The sequence below is a fragment of the Paenibacillus bouchesdurhonensis genome, assembly GCF_900155685.1.
In the GTDB taxonomy this organism is placed as follows: Bacteria; Bacillota; Bacilli; order Paenibacillales; family Paenibacillaceae; genus Fontibacillus; species Fontibacillus bouchesdurhonensis.
This window is the reverse complement of the sequence record NZ_LT732548.1, coordinates 4,212,263-4,238,531: the sequence shown is the minus strand read 5'-3', so window position 1 is coordinate 4,238,531 and position 26,269 is coordinate 4,212,263. Positions and strand designations below refer to the sequence as shown.

Annotated in this window: 41 protein-coding genes; 37 read left to right on the top strand and 4 right to left on the bottom strand. The window is 47.4% G+C overall.

Features of this window, described 5'->3' with window-relative positions:
- Positions 1 to 28: 28 nt before the first annotated feature.
- From CZ379_RS23435 to CZ379_RS23320, 24 genes are all read left to right on the top strand, one after another.
- Positions 29 to 1,585 carry a phage portal protein gene (locus tag CZ379_RS23435; protein WP_199925749.1) on the top strand — a complete coding sequence of 519 codons (1,557 nt, stop codon included), beginning with the start codon at positions 29 to 31 and terminating at the stop codon, positions 1,583 to 1,585.
- A complete protein-coding gene (locus tag CZ379_RS23430) occupies positions 1,578 to 2,726 on the top strand; it encodes a head maturation protease, ClpP-related (protein WP_110933820.1) in 1,149 nt (382 codons plus the stop codon). Before CZ379_RS23435 ends, CZ379_RS23430 begins: the two co-directional genes overlap by 8 nt.
- Positions 2,726 to 3,124 (top strand): head decoration protein, encoded by a 399-nt coding sequence (locus CZ379_RS23425; protein ID WP_110933819.1) that lies wholly within the window; start codon positions 2,726 to 2,728, stop codon positions 3,122 to 3,124. Before CZ379_RS23430 ends, CZ379_RS23425 begins: the two co-directional genes overlap by 1 nt.
- Before the next feature lie 14 nt (positions 3,125 to 3,138).
- On the top strand, positions 3,139 to 4,191 hold the full coding sequence (locus CZ379_RS23420; protein ID WP_110933818.1) for a major capsid protein: 1,053 nt from the start codon (positions 3,139 to 3,141) through the stop codon (positions 4,189 to 4,191).
- A gap of 10 nt (positions 4,192 to 4,201) precedes the next feature.
- Positions 4,202 to 4,603 (top strand): hypothetical protein, encoded by a 402-nt coding sequence (locus CZ379_RS23415; RefSeq protein WP_110933817.1) that lies wholly within the window; start codon positions 4,202 to 4,204, stop codon positions 4,601 to 4,603.
- A complete protein-coding gene (locus CZ379_RS23410) occupies positions 4,590 to 4,916 on the top strand; it encodes a hypothetical protein (protein ID WP_110933816.1) in 327 nt (108 codons plus the stop codon). The genes CZ379_RS23415 and CZ379_RS23410 overlap by 14 nt, the downstream gene beginning before the upstream one ends.
- The gene (locus CZ379_RS23405; RefSeq protein WP_110933815.1) at positions 4,913 to 5,461 is read left to right on the top strand and encodes a phage tail protein; all 549 of its coding nucleotides are present in this window, start codon (positions 4,913 to 4,915) and stop codon (positions 5,459 to 5,461) included. Before CZ379_RS23410 ends, CZ379_RS23405 begins: the two co-directional genes overlap by 4 nt.
- Complete coding sequence (locus CZ379_RS23400; RefSeq protein WP_110933814.1) at positions 5,461 to 5,928, top strand: hypothetical protein; 468 nt, start codon at positions 5,461 to 5,463, stop codon at positions 5,926 to 5,928. Before CZ379_RS23405 ends, CZ379_RS23400 begins: the two co-directional genes overlap by 1 nt.
- Positions 5,929 to 6,222 carry a hypothetical protein gene (locus CZ379_RS23395; protein ID WP_110933813.1) on the top strand — a complete coding sequence of 98 codons (294 nt, stop codon included), beginning with the start codon at positions 5,929 to 5,931 and terminating at the stop codon, positions 6,220 to 6,222. It abuts the gene before it with no gap.
- 1 nt (position 6,223) lies between these two features.
- Positions 6,224 to 7,660 carry a phage tail sheath family protein gene (locus CZ379_RS23390; protein ID WP_110933812.1) on the top strand — a complete coding sequence of 479 codons (1,437 nt, stop codon included), beginning with the start codon at positions 6,224 to 6,226 and terminating at the stop codon, positions 7,658 to 7,660.
- Positions 7,661 to 7,678: 18 nt separating this feature from the next.
- Positions 7,679 to 8,197: a phage major tail tube protein gene (locus CZ379_RS23385; RefSeq protein WP_110933811.1), complete on the top strand. Its 519-nt coding sequence runs from the start codon at positions 7,679 to 7,681 to the stop codon at positions 8,195 to 8,197.
- 15 nt (positions 8,198 to 8,212) lie between these two features.
- On the top strand, positions 8,213 to 8,545 hold the full coding sequence (locus CZ379_RS23380; protein WP_110933810.1) for a phage tail assembly protein: 333 nt from the start codon (positions 8,213 to 8,215) through the stop codon (positions 8,543 to 8,545).
- Positions 8,546 to 8,741: 196 nt separating this feature from the next.
- The gene (locus CZ379_RS23375) at positions 8,742 to 11,174 is read left to right on the top strand and encodes a phage tail tape measure protein (RefSeq protein WP_110933809.1); all 2,433 of its coding nucleotides are present in this window, start codon (positions 8,742 to 8,744) and stop codon (positions 11,172 to 11,174) included.
- Entirely contained in the window at positions 11,174 to 11,380 is a 207-nt protein-coding gene (locus tag CZ379_RS23370; RefSeq protein ID WP_110933808.1) for a tail protein X, read from the top strand. The genes CZ379_RS23375 and CZ379_RS23370 overlap by 1 nt, the downstream gene beginning before the upstream one ends.
- A gap of 1 nt (position 11,381) precedes the next feature.
- Positions 11,382 to 12,413 carry a phage late control D family protein gene (locus CZ379_RS23365; protein ID WP_110933807.1) on the top strand — a complete coding sequence of 344 codons (1,032 nt, stop codon included), beginning with the start codon at positions 11,382 to 11,384 and terminating at the stop codon, positions 12,411 to 12,413.
- Between the two features lie 2 nt (positions 12,414 to 12,415).
- Positions 12,416 to 12,823, top strand: a complete 408-nt coding sequence (locus CZ379_RS23360) for a phage baseplate assembly protein V (protein WP_110933806.1) — start codon at positions 12,416 to 12,418, stop codon at positions 12,821 to 12,823.
- Positions 12,820 to 13,221 carry a phage tail protein gene (locus CZ379_RS23355; protein WP_110933805.1) on the top strand — a complete coding sequence of 134 codons (402 nt, stop codon included), beginning with the start codon at positions 12,820 to 12,822 and terminating at the stop codon, positions 13,219 to 13,221. Before CZ379_RS23360 ends, CZ379_RS23355 begins: the two co-directional genes overlap by 4 nt.
- Positions 13,218 to 13,568 carry a GPW/gp25 family protein gene (locus CZ379_RS23350; protein WP_110933804.1) on the top strand — a complete coding sequence of 117 codons (351 nt, stop codon included), beginning with the start codon at positions 13,218 to 13,220 and terminating at the stop codon, positions 13,566 to 13,568. The genes CZ379_RS23355 and CZ379_RS23350 overlap by 4 nt, the downstream gene beginning before the upstream one ends.
- The gene (locus CZ379_RS23345; RefSeq protein ID WP_110933803.1) at positions 13,555 to 14,685 is read left to right on the top strand and encodes a baseplate assembly protein; all 1,131 of its coding nucleotides are present in this window, start codon (positions 13,555 to 13,557) and stop codon (positions 14,683 to 14,685) included. Before CZ379_RS23350 ends, CZ379_RS23345 begins: the two co-directional genes overlap by 14 nt.
- Positions 14,678 to 15,235 (top strand): phage tail protein I, encoded by a 558-nt coding sequence (locus CZ379_RS23340; protein ID WP_110933802.1) that lies wholly within the window; start codon positions 14,678 to 14,680, stop codon positions 15,233 to 15,235. The genes CZ379_RS23345 and CZ379_RS23340 overlap by 8 nt, the downstream gene beginning before the upstream one ends.
- A 29-nt stretch (positions 15,236 to 15,264) precedes the next feature.
- Positions 15,265 to 16,578: a tail fiber protein gene (locus tag CZ379_RS27280; RefSeq protein WP_234404991.1), complete on the top strand. Its 1,314-nt coding sequence runs from the start codon at positions 15,265 to 15,267 to the stop codon at positions 16,576 to 16,578.
- A gap of 18 nt (positions 16,579 to 16,596) precedes the next feature.
- Positions 16,597 to 16,872 carry a hypothetical protein gene (locus CZ379_RS23330; protein ID WP_110933800.1) on the top strand — a complete coding sequence of 92 codons (276 nt, stop codon included), beginning with the start codon at positions 16,597 to 16,599 and terminating at the stop codon, positions 16,870 to 16,872.
- 78 nt (positions 16,873 to 16,950) lie between these two features.
- A complete protein-coding gene (locus tag CZ379_RS23325) occupies positions 16,951 to 17,412 on the top strand; it encodes a phage holin family protein (RefSeq protein WP_110933799.1) in 462 nt (153 codons plus the stop codon).
- The gene (locus tag CZ379_RS23320; protein ID WP_110933798.1) at positions 17,409 to 18,128 is read left to right on the top strand and encodes an N-acetylmuramoyl-L-alanine amidase family protein; all 720 of its coding nucleotides are present in this window, start codon (positions 17,409 to 17,411) and stop codon (positions 18,126 to 18,128) included. Before CZ379_RS23325 ends, CZ379_RS23320 begins: the two co-directional genes overlap by 4 nt.
- Before the next feature lie 49 nt (positions 18,129 to 18,177).
- Here CZ379_RS23320 and CZ379_RS23315 read toward each other — a convergent pair whose 3' ends face one another.
- Entirely contained in the window at positions 18,178 to 19,191 is a 1,014-nt protein-coding gene (locus CZ379_RS23315) for a sensor histidine kinase (protein ID WP_110933797.1), read from the bottom strand.
- A 122-nt stretch (positions 19,192 to 19,313) separates the two neighbouring features.
- Between CZ379_RS23315 and CZ379_RS23310 the strand changes: the two genes are divergently transcribed.
- Positions 19,314 to 19,655 (top strand): YolD-like family protein, encoded by a 342-nt coding sequence (locus CZ379_RS23310; protein ID WP_110933796.1) that lies wholly within the window; start codon positions 19,314 to 19,316, stop codon positions 19,653 to 19,655.
- A 65-nt stretch (positions 19,656 to 19,720) separates the two neighbouring features.
- Here the strand turns inward: CZ379_RS23310 and CZ379_RS23305 are convergent, their stop codons facing one another.
- The 3 genes from CZ379_RS23305 to CZ379_RS23295 all read right to left on the bottom strand — a co-directional run bounded on the left by CZ379_RS23305 (position 19,721) and on the right by CZ379_RS23295 (position 21,428).
- Positions 19,721 to 20,374: a hypothetical protein gene (locus CZ379_RS23305; RefSeq protein WP_110933795.1), complete on the bottom strand. Its 654-nt coding sequence runs from the start codon at positions 20,372 to 20,374 to the stop codon at positions 19,721 to 19,723.
- A 224-nt stretch (positions 20,375 to 20,598) separates the two neighbouring features.
- Positions 20,599 to 20,823 (bottom strand): helix-turn-helix transcriptional regulator, encoded by a 225-nt coding sequence (locus CZ379_RS27235; RefSeq protein ID WP_110933794.1) that lies wholly within the window; start codon positions 20,821 to 20,823, stop codon positions 20,599 to 20,601.
- A 218-nt stretch (positions 20,824 to 21,041) separates the two neighbouring features.
- Positions 21,042 to 21,428 carry a helix-turn-helix domain-containing protein gene (locus CZ379_RS23295; RefSeq protein WP_110933793.1) on the bottom strand — a complete coding sequence of 129 codons (387 nt, stop codon included), beginning with the start codon at positions 21,426 to 21,428 and terminating at the stop codon, positions 21,042 to 21,044.
- Positions 21,429 to 21,647: 219 nt separating this feature from the next.
- Between CZ379_RS23295 and CZ379_RS23290 the strand changes: the two genes are divergently transcribed.
- From CZ379_RS23290 to CZ379_RS23245, 12 genes are all read left to right on the top strand, one after another.
- Positions 21,648 to 21,884: a helix-turn-helix domain-containing protein gene (locus CZ379_RS23290; RefSeq protein WP_110933792.1), complete on the top strand. Its 237-nt coding sequence runs from the start codon at positions 21,648 to 21,650 to the stop codon at positions 21,882 to 21,884.
- A complete protein-coding gene (locus tag CZ379_RS23285) occupies positions 21,862 to 22,581 on the top strand; it encodes an ORF6C domain-containing protein (protein WP_110933791.1) in 720 nt (239 codons plus the stop codon). Before CZ379_RS23290 ends, CZ379_RS23285 begins: the two co-directional genes overlap by 23 nt.
- Before the next feature lie 44 nt (positions 22,582 to 22,625).
- Positions 22,626 to 22,847, top strand: coding sequence for a hypothetical protein (locus tag CZ379_RS23280; RefSeq protein ID WP_110933790.1), 222 nt, complete (start codon positions 22,626 to 22,628; stop codon positions 22,845 to 22,847).
- A gap of 4 nt (positions 22,848 to 22,851) precedes the next feature.
- Entirely contained in the window at positions 22,852 to 23,094 is a 243-nt protein-coding gene (locus CZ379_RS23275) for a DUF7667 family protein (protein WP_110933789.1), read from the top strand.
- Positions 23,091 to 23,267 carry a hypothetical protein gene (locus CZ379_RS23270; protein ID WP_199925748.1) on the top strand — a complete coding sequence of 59 codons (177 nt, stop codon included), beginning with the start codon at positions 23,091 to 23,093 and terminating at the stop codon, positions 23,265 to 23,267. The genes CZ379_RS23275 and CZ379_RS23270 overlap by 4 nt, the downstream gene beginning before the upstream one ends.
- Complete coding sequence (locus CZ379_RS26405) at positions 23,239 to 23,379, top strand: hypothetical protein (protein ID WP_199925858.1); 141 nt, start codon at positions 23,239 to 23,241, stop codon at positions 23,377 to 23,379. The genes CZ379_RS23270 and CZ379_RS26405 overlap by 29 nt, the downstream gene beginning before the upstream one ends.
- Positions 23,367 to 23,630, top strand: a complete 264-nt coding sequence (locus tag CZ379_RS23265; protein ID WP_055108938.1) for a hypothetical protein — start codon at positions 23,367 to 23,369, stop codon at positions 23,628 to 23,630. Before CZ379_RS26405 ends, CZ379_RS23265 begins: the two co-directional genes overlap by 13 nt.
- A 68-nt stretch (positions 23,631 to 23,698) precedes the next feature.
- Positions 23,699 to 23,821 carry a hypothetical protein gene (locus tag CZ379_RS27020; RefSeq protein WP_267890504.1) on the top strand — a complete coding sequence of 41 codons (123 nt, stop codon included), beginning with the start codon at positions 23,699 to 23,701 and terminating at the stop codon, positions 23,819 to 23,821.
- A gap of 22 nt (positions 23,822 to 23,843) precedes the next feature.
- Complete coding sequence (locus CZ379_RS23260; RefSeq protein ID WP_110933787.1) at positions 23,844 to 24,026, top strand: hypothetical protein; 183 nt, start codon at positions 23,844 to 23,846, stop codon at positions 24,024 to 24,026.
- A gap of 65 nt (positions 24,027 to 24,091) precedes the next feature.
- The gene (locus tag CZ379_RS23255; protein ID WP_110933786.1) at positions 24,092 to 24,346 is read left to right on the top strand and encodes a hypothetical protein; all 255 of its coding nucleotides are present in this window, start codon (positions 24,092 to 24,094) and stop codon (positions 24,344 to 24,346) included.
- 10 nt (positions 24,347 to 24,356) lie between these two features.
- The gene (locus tag CZ379_RS23250) at positions 24,357 to 24,587 is read left to right on the top strand and encodes a hypothetical protein (protein ID WP_110933785.1); all 231 of its coding nucleotides are present in this window, start codon (positions 24,357 to 24,359) and stop codon (positions 24,585 to 24,587) included.
- Between the two features lie 45 nt (positions 24,588 to 24,632).
- A complete protein-coding gene (locus CZ379_RS23245) occupies positions 24,633 to 26,213 on the top strand; it encodes a coiled-coil domain-containing protein (RefSeq protein ID WP_110933784.1) in 1,581 nt (526 codons plus the stop codon).
- Positions 26,214 to 26,269 lie beyond the last annotated feature (56 nt).

Sequence of the window (26,269 nt, the reverse complement as noted above, 5' to 3'; positions counted from 1 at the left end):
CGTTTCATTTTTTAACCCAGAGGCCGGGATGAGGCGTGCGGCAGCTCGCCAGGTTACTCGTGTCATCAATGGTTATGAGCAAGGGGGAGCCAGTCAGCAAAAGAAGAGTATGCGGGGTTGGATAACGTCAGCTAAAAACCCGAGAGATGATATTGACCCCAACCTTGACACGCTGCGGAGCCGGTCCCGTGACCTATACATGAATGGTCCACTTGGTGCAGCAGCACTTAAGACTACAAAAACAAATGTTATCGGCCCTGGACTACGGCTAAAAGCAAGGATAAACGCCGAACTGCTTGGGCTCACGACTGAAGAAGCTGACGCTTGGTGTGGCCATGTGGAGGAGGAGTTTAACCTTTGGGCGGAATCAAAGCATTCAGATGCCGTCAGGATGAATGATTTTTATGACCAGCAGGGCATTGCCTTTCTTGGAATGCTAATGAATGGAGACTCTTTTACAGTTTTTAAACAAGCGGAAAGAAAACCGTATATGCCTTATGGTTTACGCATCCACCTTATCGAGGGGGATCGAGTATGTACTCCGCAAGGAAACGGCGTTTTAGGCACTTCCGTAGAGGCGACGGCTTCGAACGGTAACCGCATCTACTCTGGAGTAGAAATTGATGACGATGGCGCACTCGTTGCCTATCATATTGCGAACACTTATGCCACCGACTACACCAGCGGGAAGATGCGGAAATGGGTTAGGATCGAAGCATATGGACAACGCACCGGACGACCCAATGTCATTCACCTTATGGACGCGGAACGGGCCGAGCAACGTAGAGGCGTGCCGTTATTGGCGCCAGTAATCGAGACGCTGAAGCAGATAACACGTTATACCGAGGCCGAACTTATGGCGGCAGTAATATCTGCTATGTTTACGATTTTCATAAAAACTACCGGAACGACGACAGAAAATCCAATGGGATCAATGATCCCTCTTGATCAACAAGTGGCAGCAGAAGACCAAAATAACTATGAGATGGGTCCTGGGGCTATCAACATCCTTGGGCAAGACGAAGAGATTCAAATCGCCGATCCAAAGCGACCAAATGCCAACTTCGACCCGTTTGTACGATCTCTTTGCCTTTATGTGGGAGCTGCGCTCGAGATACCTTACGAACTATTACTTAAAAATTTTCAATCGTCTTATTCGGCGTCACGGGCCGCATTGCTCGAAGCTTGGAAAATGTTCCGTATGCGCCGACAGTGGACGGCAAAAGAGTTTTGTCAGCCGATTTATGAGGAGTGGCTTGCAGAAGCTGTTGCACTCGGTCGTGTTCGTGCGCCCGGGTTCTTTGGCGACCCTAGAATTCGAAAAGCATGGTGTAAGGCAGAGTGGAACGGCCCGGCTCCAGGACAACTTGACCCTGTTAAAGAGGCACAGGCATCGATATTAAAAATCAAGATGGGACTGAGCACTCACGAACGGGAAGCAATAGAAAATAACGGCAGCGATTTCTGGACAAACGTTCAGCAGCTTCAAATTGAAAATGAGGCTTTGGAGAAGGCTGGCTTCTCTACATCGGCAACAGAGAAGTTATTTATTCCGGGGAAGGGGGTGAACAAAGAGGATGAATAATTTTTGGGAATTCCGAAATATCAGCGAAACCGAAGGGGAATTAATCCTATACGGTCAAATCGCATCGTCAAAGCCCTGGTGGGCCGATGAAGGAGAAGGTATTTATGCCAACCAGTTTACCAAAGACCTTAAAGCGCTCGGCAACATTAGTCATCTGGTTATGAGAATTAATTCCGGCGGCGGCGATGTCTTTGCAGCTAACGCAATTTACGCACAATTGAAAGCCCACCCCGCTAAGGTGACTGGGATAATCGAAGGTGTAGCTGCGAGTGCTGCCACGATCCTTCTGGCTGCTTGTGACATCGTGAAGGCTTGGAGTAATGCGACTATAATGGTGCACGATCCTCTGGCAGGGTTGATGGGGTACTACAACAAGAAGGACCTAGAGAAGGTAGGAGATGTGCTGGATACCGTAAAGTCGAGCATCATCAATGGTTATATCAGCAAAACAGGTCGAACAGCTGAAGAATTATCAGCTCTGATGGATCAAGAGAAATGGATGACAGCAGAAGAAGCAATGGCTGAGGGCTTTGTGGACGAGATTATGGATGATGTAATTGTCGAGGCTAGCATGACGAAAGATAACCGTTTCGTAGTTGTTAACTCGATCGCTCATGATCTATCCGGGTTTAATACCCGTCCTACTTTTACATCTGCACCTGGGTTAATACAGTCCCTGCAATCGCCCCAAAATGTTGCCCAACAAGGTTCAAAAAACGAAAATCAAAAGGAGAGTGACGGCGTGCCTATCACAAATATCGAAGAACTTAAAAATGAGTACCCTCAGTTATGTAACCAACTCGTCGAGCAGGCTGTTAAAAATGCAGTTGAAACCGAGCGGAATCGTATGAAAGAAATCGACGAGATTTCTAACACTGTTTCTCCGGAGTTGGTAAACAAGGCTAAGTATGAGGAGCCGATGGATGCTGGCAAGCTGGCATTCATGGCCCTTAAAGAGGACGCCGGGCGCGGCGAGGTGTTTATTCAAGCTCGCCAGCAAGAGCTGCAGAATAACGGAGGGGTAAAACCAGAAAATTCTCCTTCGGACGCGGATCAGAAGAAGGTTCAGGAAAGCGCAAATATTGATGCTATCGCAAATGCAATGAATGCCCGTAGAGGCGGAACGGAGTTGACGAAATAATGGCAAACTTGTGGAATGATAATTTTGGTTCGACGACGCCGGATAATCTGTTTTACGACACGAAACATCCAACGGACATAAAGGCAGTCACACTTAAGGCTGGTCAGGGTGTGTTGCAGCGCGGGACAGTTGTCGGAATTATCACTGATGACGATCTAGCTGTAATTGTAGACAGCACGAAAGATGATGGGAGTCAATTGGCTGACTCAATTTTGACGGATACGATCGACACCGGGGGCGCTGGGGCGACCGATGATATCGTCACAACGGCATATAGCTCCGGTTCGTTTAATCGTCAAGCACTTATTTTTGGTGGCTCTGACACTGCGGATAAGCACGAAGAGCGTTTGCGCATGCTGGGCATTTTTATTAAAGATGCTCAAGCTTATGAAGGTTAAGGGGGACAAAACATATGCTAAATCTGGATTTGTACAGAACAACGACAATGCTCGCGGCAATTCAAAAAACAATGCCGCTACGGAAATTCTTCACTAAAACTTTTTTCCCCGGGGAAGAAACGTTCGTAACAGAGAATGTAATCTTTGATTATAAGAAGGGCAAGCGTCCGATGGCTCCGTTTGTTGCGCCGCGTGTAGGCGGTATTACGGTCGCGCGTGATGGTTACAAAACCAAAGAGTACAGGGCGCCGAAAATCGCTCCACAGCGTATTTTAACTGTGGATGACCTTATGACCCGGGGTATGGGAGAAAATGTGTTTAGCCAGCGTACGCCGGCGCAGCGACAGGCTGAAATGCTTGCAAAAGACCTATCTGAACTCGAAGATATGAACGCTCGTCGTATCGAATGGATGGCAAGAGAATTATTTCTTGGCAGGCCGATCATCGTGAAGGGTTTTATCGATAAACTAGACTCGGAGTATGTCGAGGACGTCATTGACTTTGGTTTCGATAACAAAGTGACCTTGGCAGGTGCTGACAGATGGGGTGATAGCGGATCCGCTGGCAAGAAGCTTAGAAATTTGAAGGCATGGCGCCTTGAAGTTATTAAAAAGTCCGGAATTGCTCCTATCATGGTCATTTTCGGAGAAAGCGCCTGGGAGGATTTCAGACAGGATCCAGAAATTCAGAAACTGGTAGATCAGCAGAATGCTACGCTTGCTCTGATGAATCCTAACGTTATCAATGAGGCCCTTACGTTTGTCGGCCGTCTTCCAGAGCTTGGCATGGAAATGTACACTTACAATGATTGGTTCATTGATGACGACGGCAACGAACAACCGTATATTCCTGACGATCATGTTATCCTGTGCCGTCCTAACTTGGGCGGCTTTTCTTATGGCGCTGTGACTCAAATGGAGCCCGACGGTCAATTCCATACCTACGAGGGTACTCGGATTCCAAAATCGTGGTCAGATCAAAATAGCGATGCTCGAATGATTCGGTTGAGTACTCGTCCAATCCCAATTCCAGAAGATGTTGACGGCTGGTTCGTCGCTCAGGTGTAGGAGGTGCCACATGAGATTAAAAGTTAAAGAGAATCAGAAGGTACTGACGGGTGGCCGGACGTATAAATCGGGGGAGATTATCCCTAAATTAGACGAGGTTGAAGAACGGCGGTTGCTGTCTCTAGGGGTTTGTGAAGCAGCTCCAGATATCCAACCAGTTGACAATGATGAGGAGAAGGGTAGTCCAGGAACTGTTCCGGAACCTGACTCAAATTTGGACAACGGTCAACTGCCTCTTTTCGGTCTTCCGCTTTCTGTAGAGCAATTCGCCAAACTTAAAGCCGATGAGCAGAAGGCCCGACTTAAAGAGTTGGAAATCGATCCGTCTGGCAAGGAAGAGGAGCGAGTCGCCAGATATGAGGAATGGTACCACAACCAATTGACAAATGGTGATCTGAATGTCCAACTTTAAAGACCAATTGGCCAAGGATGCCAAGAATGTCTTTATGAATTTAGAAGAATTCGCAGAAGTTCGCCTAATCGACAATAAAGCAGTTGAAATAATCGTCGATGATGATCTGTTGCAAAAAAGGCGCAGCTTAACGAACAACCCCACAGACGGCGTTTATAGCGCCTCTTTTTTGTTTCATGTGCTTAAATCAAGCTTGCCTAAAAAGCCCGTTATTGATGCCGATATGAAGGTAGATAAGCGGACATTTAAGGTAGCAGATGTGCAGGAGGACGATGCTATGTATACCATCACTCTTAAGCGGACTGGATCATGATCAAGATAACTTCAAAAGAAATTAAAAAGGTCGAGAAGCGGCTAGGACAGTACTCTAAAAAAGCGCCCGTGGTAATCTATCGGGCGCTTAATCGTGCTGCCAGCGGCGTAAGAACCAATGCGAACAAAAAAGCTAGAGAGGTATATAGAATAAAAGCGAAGGATGTTAATCAGACCTTTACTGTCATTAAAGCCTCTCGGGGATCGCTAACAGCTGCGGCTACTTCAAAAAGTGGTAGTATCGGGCTGGAAAAGTTTCGTATCAACGCCAGCAATCCCAATTCTCGCCCGAGAAAATTCAAGGCTGCTGTTAAGAAACAAGGCTCCTTGAAGGAAATCATGCGCGGGTTTGTCGCCAGTATAAATGGCGTTAAAGCATTTAGGCGTACATCTAAGAGTAGGCTTCCGATCCAGCGCTTGTTCGGCCCTCCTGTGCCTCAAATGGTAAACAATAAAGAAGTCCGCGATTTCGTTGAAAAGCAGGCTGTCGAGACTTACAACAAGAGGCTGCAGCACGAAATCAAGCGAACATTGGAGGGGAATTGATGTCAACACCATATTTGCTTCAAGACGCTCTAGTTGCAGAATTAGAGGCTTTGTTTGCGGGGTTTGAAACGTTGAATGCAGGGGGAGAGCCTGCACCAATGAACATTTATCCTCAGTCCTTGCCTGCAAAGGTGGAAGAAGACGACTCCGAGCATTTTCCATATATCATTGTCCGGGTAACGGACGGGGGCGCTCAGTCAGAAGGAGATCCGGAAAGTTCCAGAGTAATCCTGCTCGCTGGTATATACGACGAGCAGCACGACCGTCAAGGAAATAAGATTGTGCTGAATGTACTGCAGCGCATCCGGACACACCTATTATCCAAACGGATAGTAAATAAACAATTCAGGATCGATTACCCCTGCGACTGGAGTGTCTACGACGATGAGGATTTGCATCCTTACTACTTTGGGGCTGTCGAAACTAATTGGACGCTTCCGGCGATCCAACAGGAGGTTGATTTTTAAGTGAGTAAAGAGAAACCAGCAAGTGCGGCCGTAAAGAAGTCTCGCACTGAACCAGGGCCGACTGAGGCGATTATTTATCTTGGCCCTCCGTTGCCTAAAGTTGCGACCTACTCAGTTTTTAAAGATGGCGTGCCTAAATATATGGAAAAGGATTTGGAGCGTATCCCGGCGATGCGCTCTTTATTTTTGCCTGTTTCCGAATTTACAAAACGGCGCGGCGAATTAAATGAAGTTGGCTCGCCTCTTTACGCAGCGTATCAAGCGGTATTAGCCGAACAGGAAGGAAGTGTTTAGTATGGAACGCCACGGAATTTACGTTACTGAAATACAGCCCCAGACCCTTACACCAGTGTCCCAAATTGCTACAATCCCTGTTGTAATTGGCACGGCGCCAGTTAGCCTGTCGCGCAACAGTACTTATCCTGTTAACGTGCCGCTGCTCATCGAGAGCTGGGAGCAGTTTGTCAGGTCTTTTGGCAGCTCTGATGACTGGAATAGCTATACATTATGCGAATTTGCTTACTCGCATTTTCGTCTTTACAGGCAATCTCCAGCGGTATTTATCAATGTTTTAGACCCTGCTACTCACAAAAAAGCAGTGTCGTCCAAAACAGTTACATTTTCGGCTGGTCGGGCTGTGATCGAGGATGAAGGGATTATCCTGAGCAGCGTTAAAGTTCAGTCCACAGGTGGTTCAGGGACGGAATACGTGCTTGATACGGACTATGCACTGACATTTAACGAGGTTGGGAAAGCAGTTATCTCTGTAATGTCTGGCGGGGCTATTACTCCATCGGATTCGGTCAGTGTCGAATATGACGTACTTGATCCGAGCGTTGTTGCAGCTGTTGATATTATTGGCGGCACTGATAGTAATGGCGTTGCTACTGGATTGGAATTGATTAAAAAGGTATTTCCGTTGTTGCGAGTTATTCCTGGGCTGATTCTAGCGCCTGGCTTCTCACACGATCCGACCGTTGCAGCCGTGATGACCGCGAAGTCAGCTAAAATAAATGGCCATTTTAATGCAATGGCCATTACTGATGTCCCAGCGAATTTGAGGTATACCGAGATCGGAGAATGGAAGGAACAAAACCAGTATACGAGCAAAAATCAGGTCGTCTCCTGGCCGAAAGTGACAAAATCAGGCCGTACATTCCGCTATTCAACCCAGTTGGCCGGAGTTATCTGTCAGTTGGATAAAGAGAGCGACGGCGTGCCTTACCGATCACCATCCAACAAGACGCTCCAAATCGATGGTGTTGTAGCGGAGGACGGTAAGCCTGTAGCACTCGGTCCCGATGATGCAGAGGTTATAAATAGCGAGGGAATCGTGACAGCTATAAACTTCATCGGCGGATTTAAGGCTTGGGGAAATCGGACTGGTGCGTATCCCGAACTGATCGATCCTCAAAACGCATTTATTCCGGTGCGTCGAATGTTCGACTGGTGGAATAACACCATTATTCTAACTCAGTGGGCATATGTGGATGAGCCAGCTAATAAACGGCTGGTCGAGGCTGTGGTCGATTCTCTAAACATCCGACTTAATGGCCTGATGGCCAGCGGGTATATCCTGGGCGGTCGCGTCGAATTTAACAAAGAGGATAATCCTCCTGATCAAGTAGCAAACGGAAAGCTTAAATTCCGAACATATATAACGCCCCCATCTCCTGCTCAGGAAATGGAGTATACCGTTGAATACGACGCCAGCTATCTCGGCTCGATCTAAGCTAAGGAGGGATGAAAGTTGAAGCAAATACCAGAGAAACTAAATAACTTCATGGCCTACCGAAATGGCAGTGAATACATGGGTGTGGCCGATGTGGATTTGCCTGATTTAGAGTCGCTGTCTGAGACGATCAGCGGCGCTGGCATCGCAGGGGAGATCGAAAGCCCGACAATCGGACAATTCGCATCCATGTCTGCAACGATTAACTGGAGGGTGCTTGAACGACTTAACTTCAAGCTGGCTCGCCAAGAATCTCAACACATCGACTTTAGAGGTTCGATTCAGTCTCACAATTCCGCTGCCGGAATGTATGATCAGATTCCGATAAGAGTAACTATTCGCGGGCTGCCTAAAAACACACCCCTTGGAAGCCTGGCCGTTGGTGCTACCATGGACAACTCTAACGAGTTAGAAGTGACATACATCAAGATTCTATATGACGGTGAGACGGTTGTGGAAATCGATAAATTTAACTTCATCTGCATAATTGATGGCGTGGATTATCTTGCAAAAGTTCGGGAAAATCTCGGACTATAAAGGGAGGATATAAAGATGTCAGAACAGAAAAAAACAGTTGCTAAAGAAGATGAAAATAAGTATACACTTCAGCGTCCTATTACTTTCGAGGGTCAAGAGATAAAGGAACTCCATTTCGATTTTGACAAGTTGAACGGAACAGAGTTGCTTGTCTGCGTGAAGGTCGCTCGTCAAATTGATCCAGAGGAGTCTCTTGCTGCTCCTATTCGCGCTTTTACAATGTCGTATCAAATTGCGGTAGCAGCTGCAGCTGCAGGGGTAACGGCTGATCACATCCAGGCACTCAAAGGAGCGGACTTTATGCAGGCAACACAGTTGGCGGCTAATTTTTTAATGGGTCGGGGCTAGGAAGCAGTGACATAGAAAAGGAGATAAGAGAAATTGTAATCTCCTTATCCAATATTCCTGGCTCTGACTTTGTTTTTTGGCTTAATGAACCTATCCGTGAATTAATTAAATGGACAGATGCCTATGAAGCAGTCGAAAAGAGGCGTCCGAAGCCGCAAGATAATCCCTCTCCTAAAGGAAGGAGGGTCAGACGTTAATGGCTGCAGCAGCGGGTAAGACGTATCAGACAACTTTTCAACTCGGGGGAAAACTTAATCCTACATTCAACAAAACTTTTTCCAATGCGAACGGTCAATTTGGAAAAATGCAAAAAGAAATGAAGAAAACAGAAGGCGCTGGCGCGGCTATGGCAAATGCTTTGAAAAAGGCAGGAGCTGTAGTCGCCGGCGCCTTTGCTGTTTCTAAGGTCGTAGGATTTGGCAAGGATATCGTTAATACATTTGCGACATTTGAGCAGGCCATGGCTAACGTCAAGGCTGTTTCTGGTGCAGCCGCAGATGATTTTGCGAGACTAACCGAAAAGGCGAAGGAAATGGGTGCCAAGACATCCAAGACCGCAGCTGAATCCGCTGACGGGCTCCAGTACCTCGCTCTTGCTGGTTGGAACACTGAGCAAATGCTTGCAGGTATTGAACCAGTTCTGCGATTGTCCGAAGCTGGCGCTATGGATCTCGGCCGAGCCTCCGACCTTGCTACCGACTCCATGGCAGCGCTAGGGATAGAGGTCAAAGACCTTCCGGCGTATCTCGACAAGGTAGCTCAGACTTCTAGGCGATCTAATACCTCAGTCGAGCAGCTAATGGATGCTTTCCTAGTAGCTGGGGGAACGTTTAAGACTTTCAACGTACCTCTGGAAGAGGCAAACAGCTTTCTGGGAATAATGGCTAACCGCGGTTACAAAGGTGCCGAAGCTGGTACTGCGATGAACGCCATTGTTACGAACCTTACAAGTGGTGCTGGTCGAGCTGGAACCGCCATGAAAAAATTAGGGTTATCAGCATTCGATTCACAAGGGAATTTTAAAGGTCTCGAAAATGTCTTCCGTGAGGTCAAGGCCAAACTCGACCCTATGACCGATGCCCAAAAAGCTCAATACATTGCCATGATCGCGGGTAAGGAACACCTAAAAACCTTTACCGGATTACTCGACGGTTTGGGCAAAGAGTATGGCGATCTTAAGGATCAAGTATCCGGAGCAGATGGCGCGCTTATGGATATGGCTCATACTCAGATGGATACCTTCCAGGGCTCCATGATACTCCTCGAGTCAGCCATAGACGGCGTGAAAATACAACTGGGCGAGAAGCTGGCTCCAACGATCCGCAGGGTAGCCGATTGGATGACCAACTATATACCGGTGGCAGTGGATCAAGCGGGCGTAGCGTTTAACAAGGTTAGCGAATGGATCGCCCCGGTTATATCCATGGTGAAAACCCTATCCGGGCCGATAATCTCTAGCGTGAAAGGTATTGGCTCGGCTGTATCTAAGTTATTCTCCGGCGATCTTACGGGCGCTGGCATCGATATAGCGGCTGCACTTGGTCTGGACGACAGTGCTGCAGGCGTGTTTTCAGACGCCATAGGGCATTTAATCGACACCACGAGTACCTACGTAAAAGGGATTATCGACGGCTGGAAAAATGTTGCGCCTTTCGTCATGAGCAGTGTCGGATCGGTCGTGAAAATTGTTAAACAAATAATTCCTATCGTAGTTAAGGTGGGAGGTATAGTTTGGCAAGCTGCCGGGAAGATCGTCAAAGCGATAGTTCCGATTGTAACGTATTTAGCCGGGAAGCTGTGGCCGATAATATCAAAGGTCTCTCAATTCATCGCAAATGATGTGGCTCCAAGGGTGTCTAAAGCTGTAAATGCCCTTGCTCCGGTATTCTTAACGACATTCGGAAAAATAGGCAACTCCATATCTGCCATGTTCAATTTTGTTAAGCCGATAATTGACGGGCTGGTAGGGGCGTTTAATTTCGCTTTCCCGTATATCAAAACGATCGTAATCGGAGTTGTCGACAACATCACCGTCATTACTAAGGGACTTGTAGGGGCGTTCGGCGGCATAATTGACTTTGTTACAGGTGTCTTTACTGGCGATTGGTCGCTGGCCTGGACAGGAGTAGTGGACACGTTTGGCGCAATTTGGGGCATGCTCAAGGGTCTGGTGGCAACGCCTATTAACGCTGTTATTCGACTGGTTAATATGGCCATCGAAAGTATAAATGGTATTAGCGTCGATATCCCGGATTGGCTGGGCGGCGGTACACTTGGGTTTTCCATCCCGAAAATCCCCGAAATTGATGCATATGCCAAAGGTGGTATTGCTGACAGACCGTCGATCTTTGGAGAGGCTGGCCCGGAGATTGCAATCCCACTAAACGACAAGCCAAGGTCACACTCATTGCTGGACACAGCAAACCGGATTATGGGACGTGAACCTGGTACGGGGGGCAACTCTGGAGGGGACATTTACATCGAGTATAGTCCCGTGTACCAAATCTCAGGAGATGGCGGTGGTGATGTTAAAGGACAAGTGGAGAAGGCTGGCAAGATGTCACAATCTGAGTTTGAAAAGATGTATGGTCAAATGATTAAAAATAAAAGGCGGGTGGCCTTCACGTAATGAAGACGTACACCACGATTCAAGGAGATACCTGGGATGGTATCTCCTTTAAATTGTTTGGCGAGGAACGATTTTCGGTTCAGCTCATGAATGCTAACCCTGGGCATATCGAGACGGTTGTATTCTCGGGTAACATCGTGCTGCATGTGCCCGAACTCCCGGCAGAGCAATCACAAACATTACCACCGTGGAAGCGGGAGGATTGATATGGATAAGATTCAGGACGCCCGTAGAGTTGTCTTAGTAATCAATTACAATGGTAAGGATGTCACGCAGGATTTAGCAGATTCACTGCTGGATTTCGCCTATAATGACGCCGACCCCGGGGCTATGGATGACATCCAAATCACGTTAGAGGATCGTGAGCGTAAATGGCAAGAACCGTGGCAACCTGCTGCCGGAGACAAAATAAAGGCAGAGCTCCGGACGATTAACTGGGGAGGGCCTGGCGAGATAAAGAGCCTCCCTCTGGGATCGTTCGAGGTGGATAGCCTTGAGTTTGCCGGGCCGCCCGATACGGTGGCTATAAAGGCAGTATCTCTTCCAGTGGGCTCTTCCGCTCGGCAGGAAGTACGCACAAAAGCATGGGAGAAAGTAAAGCTCAAAACTATTGCCCAGGATGTCGCTAAGAGGGCGGGCTTGAAGCTGCTTTACGAGGCAACGGATAATCCATCGTATGACCGCCTGGATCAGACTGAGCAATCAGACTTAGCTTTTTTAAATGATCAGGCAAAGCAGGAAGGCATCGCTGTTAAGATTGCATCAGGGAAGCTGGTACTGTTTGACGAGTCTGAGTATGAGAAGAAGGAAGCTGTCGCAACCATCGAGCACGGGAAGGACAACATCCTTTCATACCAATTTAGTTGGGGGACGGCTTACACAGCCTATCGGGCATGTCAGGTGACGTATAAGCCACCTAAGTCCAAGAAAACCATCAAATATACCTATACGCCGCCCGGAGCTCCTAAAAGCGGTCCGGTATTGAAAATAAATCAAAAAGTAAGTTCGGCAGCCGAAGCACAGCGACTCGCAAAAAAAAGCATCCGGGAAAAGAACAAGGAAGCTGGAAAGGCTTCGCTGACTCTTGTCGGAGATATCCGGATGGCGGCAGGCCTAACCCTCAATGTAAAGGGTTGGGGGCGATTTGACGGAAAATACATTATCGAGAGCTGCAGTCATGCCATTTCTGGAAGTGGATATCTAACGAATCTTGAAATTAGAAAAGTATTGGGGTGGTAGACGTGAATTCGAACTTAATTAGGGCTGGTATCGTATCGAGTGTTGATGAGGCGTCCGGCACTGTTCGGGTCACATTCCCCGATCAGGACAATCACGTCTCCGGTTCACTACCTGTCCTGACTCCGGGCGGGTCGGGGAAGGGGAATGCACTCCCTGCCCCGAGCGAGAGTGTCCTGTGCTTATTTCTCGGAAATGGGATACAAGAAGGATTTTGTCTTGGTTCTTATTACACAGATGACGAACATCCACCAGGCACGACGCAGCAGCGCGGAGTTTGGTTCGAAGACGGTAGCCATGTCTATTATGACCGTAGCATTCAAAAACTCGTTGTACAGGCTGCTGGGGGTGTTATAATCGATGGCGACTTAGAGGTAACTGGAACGGTTAAGAGAGCAGGCGAAATCCTATGAATAAAATTGGCAGCTTGGGCAGTGTCGTCTTTGAAGTTAGCCATGAAAAAGTAAGGACGTTCGAAGAGTTGACCCGAAGTTCTACCCCTCGATGGGCGACGCATGAAGTGATCGGAAAAAGACCTCTCCTGCAATTCATTGGCCCGGGTCTTGACACTAGTTCGCTCACAATACGTTTTGACGTGCGGTTTGGCGTGAATCCCCGGAAAGAAATTGCTCAACTAGTCGAATACGAGAGGCTGGGGAAAGCATTACCCTTTTTAATAGGCGGGAAGCCAGTAGGGAAGGGTGGCATGTGGGTTATAACTGGACTAGAGCAAGAGTGGACTAGCATCGACAACCGAGGGAATCTACTGGCTGCAACAGTAAATTTATCCTTAGAGGAGTATGCAAAGTGATATACACAGTAGATATGGCGGCGTCGAGAGAATGGGTTAATTTTAACCCTACAACACTGCAGGATGAGGTCGGGCAAAACATTAGAACAATAGTAACGACTATACTTGGATCGGTTCCCGGTAGCCGCTCGATCGGGATGGACGTTGTTATAGACGAACCGATTAACGTCTTAACTGCTCGTATAGCTGCTGAAATTATGGTCGCCGTTTCTGAACAGGAGCCGAGGGCGGTTATTGCGAGTGTTGAAGTCATTGAATCGAGTGAGGAGTCAGCTATCTACGGCCGACTTTCGCCTGTAATTAAATATACTCTGGCAGGGGAGGGGGAAGGATTTGAGCAACTTTGATGCTCTACCGGATTTTGATTTTGTGAATGTAGACGCCAAGGAGATCGAGAACAGCATTATAACTATTTTTGAAGGCATAATCGGTAGCCAGCTTTACCCGGCAGACCCGAGGCGCCTTTTTTTATTGGCCCTGGCACAAATAATCATCCAGCAGCAGGCGTTGATTAATCACAACAAGAAAGCTGATTTGCTCAAATATGCGAGCGGGTTGGTATTAGATCATATCGGCGCGATGAGCGATGTGACCCGGCTCCCTGCTGAATCTGCAATTACTACGCTGCAGTTTAATCTGTCGATTCCGCTTACTTCTGCTTCGATTATACCGGCTGGAACGCGGATAGGTCCGGCCGGGGGCGAGGGGGCTATTGTATTTGCGACAAATGAGGTACTTGAAATCGTTGCGGGCGAGGTATCAGGCACCGTCGCTGCCTCTTGCACAAGTCCTGGGACTGTAGGAAATGGGTTCCTTCCGGGGCAGCTTAACACATTTATTGACCCCTTGCCATTTGTCCAAAGCGTCATTAATTTGACGGAGAGCTCGGGCGGCGCGGAAGAGGAGACGGACGATGCTTTTCGGCTGCGCATCCGTTCTGCTCCTGAGAGTTTTTCTGTGGCCGGGCCAGAGGGGGCATATCGTTATTGGGCGATGACAGCAAGCCCTTCGATCGTGGATGTGGCGGTCACTTCGCCAGCTCCCCGGGAGATTTCCGTCGTTCCCTTGCTGCAGGGCGGGGAACTACCCTCGCAGGATGTATTAGATAGCGTGGCAGCTGTGCTCAATAACCGAACCGTCCGGCCACTGACCGACCTTGTTACCATACAGGCCCCCGAGGTCGTGAATTATGATGTTGCTCTCACCTATTATATTGATCGGTCTCGGGCAACCGAAGCGACCGGGATACAGGCGGCGGTAACAGCGGCTGTGGATGCGTACAAGCTTTGGCAAAAGTCCAAGCTCGGCCGGGATATAAATCCTTCGGAACTGATCTGGCGAGTGATGTCGGCAGGTGTCCTGAGGGTAGAGGTCACATCTCCGACGTTTGTGGAGGTTGGCGAACTACAGGTTGCCAAGGACGCTTCTGTCAACGTCACATATGGAGGTCTTGCCGATGATTGATATTAAGAGCCTAAGCATGCTTGATATGCTGCCGGACAACCTTAAGCGTGATTCCAATATCAAGGCAGCTGCCGAAGCGTTAGACGGGCAATTACAGAGACTATCAGAGCAAATTATGAAGCTTCCCCGCTTCTCCCGGCTGGACGAGTTGGACGATGATGAGGCCGACGAGTTGGCTTGGCAGTTTCATGTCGACTTCTACGATCCGGCTCTGCCGATCGAGCAAAAACGGGAGCTGGTCAAAAACGCCTTTCTGTTTCATCGCCGAAAGGGTACGCCGGCGGCCGTAGAGGAATTGATATCGATCCTATTTGGTACAGGAGCGGTCGAAGAGTGGTTCGAATACGGCGGCGAGCCGGGATACTTTCGGGTACGTACCAGCGATCAGACCGCGACCAGCGAGAGGGCTCAGGAATTTATACGGGCGGTCGATTCGGTTAAGCGGCTGAGCGCTTGGCTTGAGACGGTAATCTTAGAGGAAACAATCCAAGCAAACGATCTCTATTTCGGCGGTTCACTGCACATCGGGGAGACTATAACAATAGGGTAGGTGAGATAATGTCGAGTTGGAGTTATGCAATGACAAATAAAGGGCGACAGCTGCAGGCGAAAGCGCAGGCTGGCGCCCAACTTGTGTATACTAGGATGGCCGTTGGAAGCGGCACGCTGAGCGGGCAATCGTTGGAGAGCATGACTTCGTTGATCACTCCGGTCAAAGATCTGACAATATCACGATTAAAGCATCCAACTGGTTCGATCCGCGCTCTGATCGGGGCGACGCTGACTAACCCGGACGTCACGACTGGTTTTTATCTGCGCGAGGTTGGTGTTTTTGCCGAGGATCCGGACGTGGGCGAAATCCTTTATATGTACGCCAACGCCGGGGCAACTGCCGACTACATCACTCCAAGCGGTGACGGAGTGATCGAGAAGGCCATTAATATGAATGTGTTCGTCGGAGCCGCAACCAATATCACGGCCAATATTGATGAATCCCTGGTCTTTGTAACACAGAAGGAATTGGATGATGCGCTTGCGGGAATAACGATCGAGGATGCTAGCACTACGAAAAAAGGTGTTGTGCAACTCTCTAATGCTACGAACAGCACGAGCGAAGCACTAGCAGCGACACCACGAGCGGTTAAATCGGCCTACGATGCGGCCGCAGCAGCCCAGACTACAGCCAACGCCGCAAACTCAGCAGCAGCAGCGGCTTTTCAGCTTGGCAATGAGCGGAAAGCGGAAGTGGTTGCCGCGCTTGTTGCCTGGGGAATATCGGCATCCACGAGTGAATCATGGGATTCGCTGATTGCAAAAATGGCAGCTATCGTTAAAGCGACGGGAAATGCAGTTGCAGCAGACGTACTAAGCGGCAAAACATTTTCTAACGCTGGAGCCAACAACCTGACCGGGACAATGCCAAACCGAGGAGCGGGCGGAAACGTTACTCCAGGGACAACGAATCAGACTAAGGCAGCAGGATATTACAGTAGCCCGATCACTATTTTAGGAGATACAGACCTTATCGCTTCTAATATTAGAAATGGTGTTAATATATTCGGGGTTTTAGGCACTTTAGTAGAGGGTAGGCGATTTGCTGAGGGGAACGGCGTAACATCGAATGTCTCTGGCGGTAACACTTACGGATATTTGGATGTATCTGGCCTCCCGTTTACTCCGAACTTTGTTTTCTGCTACCCAGCTAATGAACCTGCTTATTTCTCATTTATTGCTTATAAAAATAATAAGACATTCATAGTTATACCAGTGAACGTTGACCAACACTCAACTTCTGTTGCAGATGGTAGAAACACGTTTTTCTTACAAGAAAATGGATTCCACGCGAGACTTTTTTTCGGAAATCAAAATGCTTATTGGATAGCGTTTGAATAATTAAGAAGGGTGTTGAAGATGATACGAGTATTTAAATCAAAGGATACTGTGGAAGCCGTGGAGTTTAAAGATTTGTCGTCGATCCAGCCAATTATAATGCTTACAAGCATGGGGATATCGGTTGACTTCTCGCCAGCGGGCGCGCTGCAATCTATAACTCTAAAAAGCGGGACTAAAGAGCTTGTGGCCATCCCGGGGCAGTTTGTATACAAAAACGATACCGGCACTGTCGGCATATGTAATTATGATTATTTAGCCGAGAGATACGAAGAGGTCACGGGAACAGAAGAATAGACAACCAACGCCGCAAGGCGTTTTTTATTTTGCCCTCGGGATCCCCGGGGGATATTTATATGAAGGGTAGGGTGAACTATGTTAAATCAAATAAAGGTGTTTGGTAGCACTGTACTGGCTGCTGCAGCTGGTGCTTCGGGTAAAGAGGCTGCTACTGGCGGAGTCTTTGCTGCTGTCGGTTTAATCGCTACATTGCTAGGCGGTTGGGATAAGCCGCTGCAGCTTCTCGTCGTACTTATGGCAGCTGATTACATTACGGGAATTTTGGGAGCAATCAAGACAAAAACACTTAATAGCGAAGTAATGTTCTGGGGTGGAATCCGTAAGATTACGGTGCTTTTTGTTGTCGGACTTGCCGTGCTAATTGACGGATGGGTTGGAGGGGATGCATCTGTATTTCGTACCTTGGCCGTTTACTTTTATGCTGGTCGAGAGGGTCTGTCTGTTGTCGAAAATCTAGGCATCCTAGGCGTGTACCTCCCACCGAAAGTTAAAGACTTCTTGGAGCAGCTGAACGAAAAGGGAGGGGCTACTAAATGAAAAATGTATGGATTGACGCTGGCCACGGCGGCAAAGACCCCGGTGCAGTAGCAAACGGACTGCAGGAAAAGGACATAGCTCTTGCTGTGTCCCTCGCCATCAAGCAGCAATTAGAATCGCAGTATGTGGGCGTGCAAGTGCTGCCCTCACGCTACACGGACGTATACCTGGAGCTAAAAGAACGCACGGATTTGGCAAACAAAGTGGGGGCCGATATTCTGGTTAGTATCCATTGCAATGCGGGCGGCGGTGCTGGTGGCTTCGAGACGTTCCGTTATACTAATGCATCAGCTGCGAGTACATCATTTCAGAATGTGCTGCATGCCGAGATCATGGCCGCGCTTAAGCCTTATGGCGTCATAGATCGAGGTAAGAAGACTAAGAACTTGCACATGGTACGTGAAAGCAAAATGCCGGCAGTGCTGACAGAGAACTTGTTTATTGATGTGGCAGCTGATGCAAATAAACTGAAACGGCCAGAGGTGATCGAGGCGATCATCCAGGGGCATGTGTCCGGTATCGCTAAATATTTAGGCTTGAAGCGAAAGGAGGGGGCAGCCTTGGCAGATGATAAGAAGACAACGCAAGTGCCAGCCTGGAAGGAAAACGGCCGAGAGTGGCTCATAGCAAACGCGAAGATCAGCCCGGATTGGAAGGCGACTGACCAATTAGACGTGGGAACACTGGGAACGATCTTGAGCAGGCTGTTTAAATAGAGTGGAGCTCCGCTGGAATTTAGCTGGCGGAGCTCCTTTTTTTGTTGCTTTACTTATCTTTTCTTAATAGAAGTCTTGATGATTTTGATGCACTAATGGAATCAAGATGCTTATTATCTCTGGCTCTCTTTGCGCCTTCTTTCAGATAAATAGGCAATAAGGAGTCTATTTGCGCTATATTGGAAATGTTTAAACTTAACCGTATTATGGTTCCCGTAAAAGGACTTTCATATGATTTGTGGCCTTTTCCGTTTATAATGATAAAACTATTAGTACTTCCGATGATAAAACTTCCGTTATCTTGACAAATTCTGCTTGTCATAAATAGCCCATAACCAGAATTCCCGTAAACCTCGTCGCGGCGTTGTTCAGCCTTAATATCTTTGCCCGATATACCAGGCTCAATTGCTAGCAATAAGGCTTCCTCTGCAGTTTTAAACTCCAGGTGTCTGTTAGCTTTTAATGCTTTCTGAACGCCGATACCTTCATCAAGAATGCACACTTCCACACGATCCTTTGATGGCCATACTTGCCCCGCATACCAAATACTCTCAGCATAGCTGTGTTCTAAAACATTTCTCATTATTTCTCTTATTGAATAAGTCAGAACTCCCTCGATATTTTTGTTCCCACAAGAAAGAACCTTTGACAGTTGCCTAGTTCTCCCCTCTATAGTATCTACTACGTGTTCTCTTCTTTCGTGCGATTCTGTTATAAGTTCTTGGACATCAATTTTAGTTATTGGTAAATATGTAGAACTACCCTTTGCCTCTCCGGGAGCGTTCCCATAATTCAGTTGAACGCTTTTAAAGAAGCCCATGTGGGCTGCGTAATCATTATGTTCATAGTTCCTTGCGAAAAACTTAGCGCCTTTTTCTTTTTTATCCTTTATTAATTGCCGTAACCGAGACCCAATTAAAAGCATACCGAAAGGCTCTACATTACCCAAGGATCTGCAATCAACGTTGTACACATCAGCATCCTCTAAAAGCTCAAGTTCACGACAAAACATCAACGAATTCATAACATTAAGATCTCTAGGTAGTTCAATGGTAACAGGCATCTGACACCCTCCTTATCAATTACTAGTATCCAATTACTAGGATACATTGATTAGGTGCTTTTTGCCAACTCCATTGACTACGAACGTTTATTCGCATTATAATTCCAGCAGGGGTGATTAAGGTGAATAAATTAACGCCAGGCACTAACATGCTATGGGAATCTAGCCGGATGATACTGCCGCAACACAGGGAGTCGGCTCTGAGGCAACAACGAGAAGAAACGAAGCGGCGGAGAGTAGAATTAGACGATCAAGAAAAGGAGCAAGTTGCGCGATTTATAGTTACAGCTCATAAGACGCGGCAGCCCGTAAAACTGCGCATGTTTGACGAGTACGAGGATGTTTATGTGATCGGCGTTATAGAGTGGTTGGACAGCCTTACAGCACGCTTTAAGGTGGATGGCGAATGGTTTCATATGGAGGATATCACGGAGCTTTCTTGGGATGCACCTGCGGGAGATTAACCTGTTTAACATTAAATTTAAAACCACCGAGGTATAGTCCCGGTGGTTTTGTGCTTTCGCTACTTTTATTTAGAATCCTCCAAACTTAATTTTGCTTGAGCCATCTTTGTTGCTCCAGATAACATAAATTTATCGGAGGATTCCATGTTCTCTTTAAAAGCATCGAGATGACTCACCTTCTGCTCATCCAGATAGGCCATTGCTGACTTGTAGGCCTTTTCTCTAACAAAGTAGGCCGTGGATAGTTCGGTCTTTGCTTCTTCCAATAAACTCTTTGCATCCTTCGGCAAATCAGACGGGACCTTAATCTTAAAGAAATCTGCATGCAACTGGCTCGCCTGTTCTTTTGCCTTTTTCGCTGCTTCATAAGCATCTAGTAGCGAGGCACTTCCGTCAGCAGCTGCGTTCATCTTCTCCACATAATTTTCGAAAACTGGATTTGCTTTGTTTTCGGCTTCTGAAATTTCCTGCATAAAATCATCTACGTAGGCAGCGTATTGCTCCGTCTTATCTTCTTCTTGCTGTGGGGCAGAGGCCTGCTCTACCGCCGGATCGCTCTTATCCTCCTTTGCAACATCCTCTTGTTTAACCACTGACTCGGTCGGACTATTTACGGCCGGATCGGCTTCATTTTTACTCTCGCTCATATTACCGATGGCACCAATAACAAGGACAATAATGAGCCAAAACCACCATTTTTTATAGATTGGCCTGTTCAAATCCCATCCTCCTAATTATGTAATGTTCGATATTAGTCTACCAGAACTAGGAAAATGTTTCTATCCAAATTAGAAAGTTGTTCAAAGAGGAGTGATTACGTCCTGTAATTGTCCTATTTTAATTTCTTGTTGGGTTTATAATTGGTGGTGACTTCATAGGAAGGGAGGAAGGGTGTAACCCCATTGGGTGACGATATTCTCGGGGGAGAGCGGCGTTAACCTGCTCATCTCCTGTTGCGAACGACCTCGAGGATGTATAAATCAGTGACGCGGCAGCCTAAAATATGCGCAGCGTTGAAGGCGAATTCTAGGGACATTTTTCGTTCACCACTTATGAGCTTACTAACAAATTGGCGGGAAACGCCCATTCTTTTTGCAAACTCAGCTTGTGATATGCCCTTCTCTTCTAATCGTTCCAGCAGGAGACAATCCCCGAGCCGGAGACCCATGGATTACTCCTTTCTTTTCAGGAAATACATCATTTATTTTTCAGAACATTTGTTCTCGTTTTTTGTTCGCGTTTGTGGTATGCTCGTCTTATCTCTTGCGGAATACATTACCACCTACTAGGAGTGATGACCTATCAATATCGATTTAGAACTGTACCTAGCGAATTTAAAATCTAAAGGCGTTGATGTTTCGGAAGCTACAAGGTACTTGGAGGGACTTATTTCTTCCAACGCTTCAAGGCAGCTTCCAAAAGCTCAATAATGTCGTCGGCTTCCTCTTTACTTAAATCATGTCCCTTGTAGGTTAGTTTATATTGATTCAAGCGTTCAATAGGAATGTCTGCTAACTCCGATTCTTCATGTGGATCGGGGTTTTTGTCATTCAGGTCAACTCCGTAAAGATTTAAGTTTGTTTTTTTTAAAAGGTAGTCTGTGGTTGCTTTTAACACCTCTGATAGTTTACCTAGAATCTCACTGCTTAATCCTCGCTTTCCTCGTTCAATGTCATAGAGGTATTGAGTCGATATGCCAAGTTTTGCAGCTACTTCTGGACCGCTTAATTTAAGTTCTTTTCTACGTTCTCTAATCCGATTATTACTCTCCATTATTTTCACCGCTCCTCAAAATAAAGCTAATTGCTTAATTGATACTATCATTCCTACAAACAAAAAACAACACGCAAATAGCTGGAAAACAGAGAAAAATAAAGCGTTTAGCTGAAAAAACCATAATAATCCTCCGAAATAACGCTAAATGCTTTATTTTAGGCTTTGTAAAATACAGCTAATAGCGTGATAATACGAATCACAGGAGGTGAACATAGCATGAATTTCACTGAGGCAGTCAAGGCAGTGATGAACACCAAGGGAATTAATAAAGCAGACGTAGCACGGGCTACCGGATACAGCTATCAACACATACACGATTTGATTGCTGGTGAACGTAGGTGGAACGAGGATTCGATCAATAAAGTCTGTGATGCGCTGGGGATTTCAGTAAACTTCGAATTCAACGAACCTGAAGGGATCGTACAGACAAATGAACAAACTGCGAGTAATTAATCACAAAGATCAGCGCGTGCTGACAACGGCGCAATTGGCGGAGACTTTTGGGACTGAGAATAAAATCATTACAAACAATTTTTCTCGGAATAAGGATCGCTACACTGCAGGAAAGCACTATTTCGAGCTTCGTGGCCAAGAATTGGACGATTTCAAAGGTTCACATCAATTTGATACCAACCTCAAATTCGCCCCTGTTGTTTACCTCTGGACAGAAAAAGGCGCTTGGATGCATGCGAAGTCTCTCAACACTGATCAGGCGTGGGAAGCTTACGAAATGCTGGTGGATGACTATTACAGGATCAAGTCAAACCCATATGAACAACTTAGTCAAGAACTCCAAGCTATATTCCTCCTGGATCAGCGGACTCAAGCATTTGAAGTAAGGGTCACTCGTCTAGAAAACAACACAACCATAGATTACGGGCAGCAAAACGACCTTCAATTACTAGCCAACAAAGTTGTCGTTTCTATGCTCGGAGGAAAAGAGAGCCCGGCATATCTGAACAAGACGATCCGAGGCGAAACCTACTCAGCATTGTGGCGAGATTTCAAGGGCTACTTCAATACAAATTCCTATAAAAACACCTTAGTCAAGGACTTCGACAAGGCGAAGGAATATGTTAGCAGCTGGCGGCCACACGGGAAGTTATTGCGGGATATTGAGCAAGCGAACTCGCAACTAGCATTTAACTAATCATCATCCGCTCTTTGACAATTGGATATCGGAAGGGAGTCGCTATGAACTTAGACGAACAATCCAAATGGTTTCGTAGATTAGAATGGCTCGTGCTCATCATCTTCATGCTGACAGTTGCGGCAAACATCTTTGTAACAATTGAGCGCAGCAAGCTCAACAATCAGCAGCGCCATGTAATTGGTCAACTTGAGGTGGTCGTAGAGCAATACGATGACATCATTGCCGAACTCAACCAAAATTTAAATCGGCTGAAAGGACGGTAATAGCATGGCCATCATGATTCACCCGGTACAACGCAGGCTTGCTGAGCTAACAATAAAGATGCTGCAGGGCGGATTGAACCTATTCGAAGCCAGCGAAATGATGCATTGTCTCAGGGCAAACGCTGATCTGGTGCAAAAGATTGACGGTTATAAGGAAGCGGCCTATGCAGCGCAGTGCAATGAACAAATGGATCTAGTAATGCACTTTAGTCAAAAACTCGATGAAATGGAGGCGAAATGTACGTGAAGGATGAACGGAGCTTGCGAGAGCTAATGCACTTCTATCTGCAGCTTGAACGCCGGATGAAAGATAGCGGACGCTTATTAATTGCCCTGCATGCCCGCAAGCAATACACAATTTTCCGCAGGCAGTTAACTGGTACATGGGGGAGTGAGCAGCATGCCAGACGAACTGCTTGATCGGCTCGGAACCTATTTTGAACACTTCGATGTTGGCGCCCGCTACGGAATAACCTTCGCGGACTTCGTGGAGCGGGTGCAGCGGGGAGCGTGGCTCGCATGGCTGGCCTAGCCATAGAAGATGATGGTATCCAATATGACAACTTAGGCCGGATGATGTATCACCCGGAATTTCATGAAAAACACGGTCAGCGGTTTACGGAAGATGAGTTGTCCTATTTGTGCAAGTTTTACAAGCATGATGGTCGGCGGGCGATGTCGTTTGCTCTCGGTAAAACGGAGCGGGTAGTGCAAAACAAGTATCTGGAGCTCAAAAAGCGAGGGCTAATCTCGTACTACCAGAGTTTGCAGCATTACGTCTGAGGAGGTGCGGGGTGGCTATGCCTGATCTTGACCGCTTTTCCCAGCCATTGTGGAGCGCTTGAAAGGAGGTGAGGAAAGCGATGGGAGAAGCTGCTGAAATGGTGCTGGACGGTCTGTTATGTGAATGCTGCGGGTTACTGATCGACGGCGAGGATCCGGGGTATCCACGAAAGTGTGATGACTGCGAATAATGAGAGGAAGGTGAACAAGACAATGTGCATTGAACTAGGCCAGAAATTCAAATTGAAGTCTACTGGTCAGCGGCTTGAAGTATGTGAGATCGAAACGAGGTACATTCTCAGGCCGGTTGTAGCAACTGCTTTACGTACGCCACCTATAACGGAAGAAGATTTGCTCAAATATTATGAACCCTATGAAGAGGCTGAAAATCAGTAGCCTATTTATTTTTTTGCCAAAATCGGGGTTTTAAGCCCAAATATCAACGAAAACGAGGGAAAAGCATGGATGAAAAAACGTTGCAATACATGGGCGAGCGGGTCGATAAAGCTCATGCTATTAAGAAAAAGATCGCGGAATTAAACGAATTTATTCAGCACAGCGAAGGCAAAGACACTATTAGACTATCGGACGGTGGTGGATACGTTCAGCTCGTAAGCTACAACTTCGACCGCCTCTCAGCCCGCGCCAAAGTAGCTGTCCTGAAAGAAGTCGAGGAAGAAATCAAACTGCTCGAGCAAGAGTTCGCTCAGTTGTAGGAGGATTCCGATGCCAGAAACACCATTATTACCTATCAACCTTGCCCTTAGCGTTTACGAGCGGCAGCCGGAAGTTGTCCGGATCGATTTGAACAATTACCTATTCGCACTGGACTGGTTGCAAACGGAGGAAAACCCCGAGATAAGGGCTCACCTGATTTGCGAGTTGGAAAAGCTTGAGCAGAAGTACGGCGTGAAGGTAGACAGAAAAAAAGCCGCCCAATTAGAGAGCGGACAATAAAAAATATCCTAATACCACTATAACACAGGGAAGCGAGGTTTGAGAATGGCAAAGCAAGTTAGATTCATCCAGTTGGAGTTGAAGAACTTCGCCGGGATCCGGAAGCTAGATGAAAAATATGGCGATATAACAAATCTGTCCGGCAATAACGGAGAAGGCAAGACGACATTCGGAGAAGCCCCGGCTTGGATATTCTTCGGTACTGATTTATTTGGAAATAGGTTTAATCCATCGCCAACAACATACGAGTTTGATCGGGTATATGCGTCACTTAGATTATCGGTCGATGGCGAGGAAATGACCTTCACCCGAGAAATTAACGAAAACGGGGTCAATGAGTTTTGCATCAGTTATGTGCCTGCAAAGGCCAAGGAATACGAGGCCGCGGTGGCCGAGCTCTTTAGCAAAGAGGAGTTCCTATCTCTCTATAACCCGGGATTCTTCTTTACTCAACACTGGACTAAGCAGCGGGAGCAGGTAATGAAACACACCGTCCCTCCGGCTAAGTCGGAAGTGTTAGCTGAAATGAGCCGGACTAGTAAGGAGCAGAAAGTCAAGGACATTGCCCTGAATCCTGCTGCAGCCAAACTCGACGAACTCACGAAGAAGCGTTCCCTGGACGACCTGCAGAAGATTCACGGCGGAACTGGGGGGCAGAAAGCGAAGCTGGAGAAGCAGCACATAGCAGCTCAAAGTAGGACAAATACGCTGCGGGAACAGTACGGCCGTCTGCCGGATGCGCCAACGGATGTCGAAGCTGTCAAAGCTGAATCAGCCGCGCTGCTGGAACAAATCAAGAAGATCAACGAGCTGATTGATGCGGCCCAGCAAACCAATCAAGAACGCTCCTCGGTCATGGGTAAGCTGGCTGTGGCTCGGCTCGGTGTTGAGTCTGCCAAAAACCATTATATGAAGGTTTACAATGAGCCGATCGAGGATGCCTGCCCGAGTTGTAAACGGCCGTTGGATGAGGAGGCTGTGAAGGCTGTTACCGACACCAAGGAAGCCCGGAAGAAGGAACTGCATGCCGAGCACTCCAAGGCCGTGGCCAAGCGCAAGGAGTTAGAGGCCGAACTGGCTGGCATGGAGGAGGTCGACGTCTCAGACCTCTGGAACGAAATGCGCGAGCTTGAGCAGAAGCGGGATGTATTAGAGGATTTGCTCCACGCAGACAAGGCCCGGCAAGCACTCAAAGCAGATGTCGAAGCAGCCAAGAATGCCGAGGATGACACGCTTGCGGCGCTTAAAGAGTCCATATTTATCCTTGACGCAATTAAGGCATATCGCGCCAAAGAGGCGGAGCTGCAGGCAGAGAAGGTGCAGTCGCTATTCACTAGGTTGAAGATTCGACTTTTCAAGTATGTGAAGACGACTGGCGAATACGATCCGGATTTCAGCATCCAAATGGACGGTAAAGACTACTCGTCACTGTCTGTCGGCGAGAAGATCACGGCGGGACTGGAGCTCACCGAAGTGCTGTTCAAGCAGTCTGAACTCATTGTTCCGACCTTCGTCGACGGCATCGGGGAGTACACGGGTGATCTTTTGGTCTACGGCCAACTGATTACGGCCAGAGCTATCAAAGGCCAAGAATTAAAAATCGAAACGGAGGATGTAGCCGCATGATAAAAGAGATCGAATGTAAACAGTCGGTTCCGGGTCAGTTCACCGAAGGGAAAACG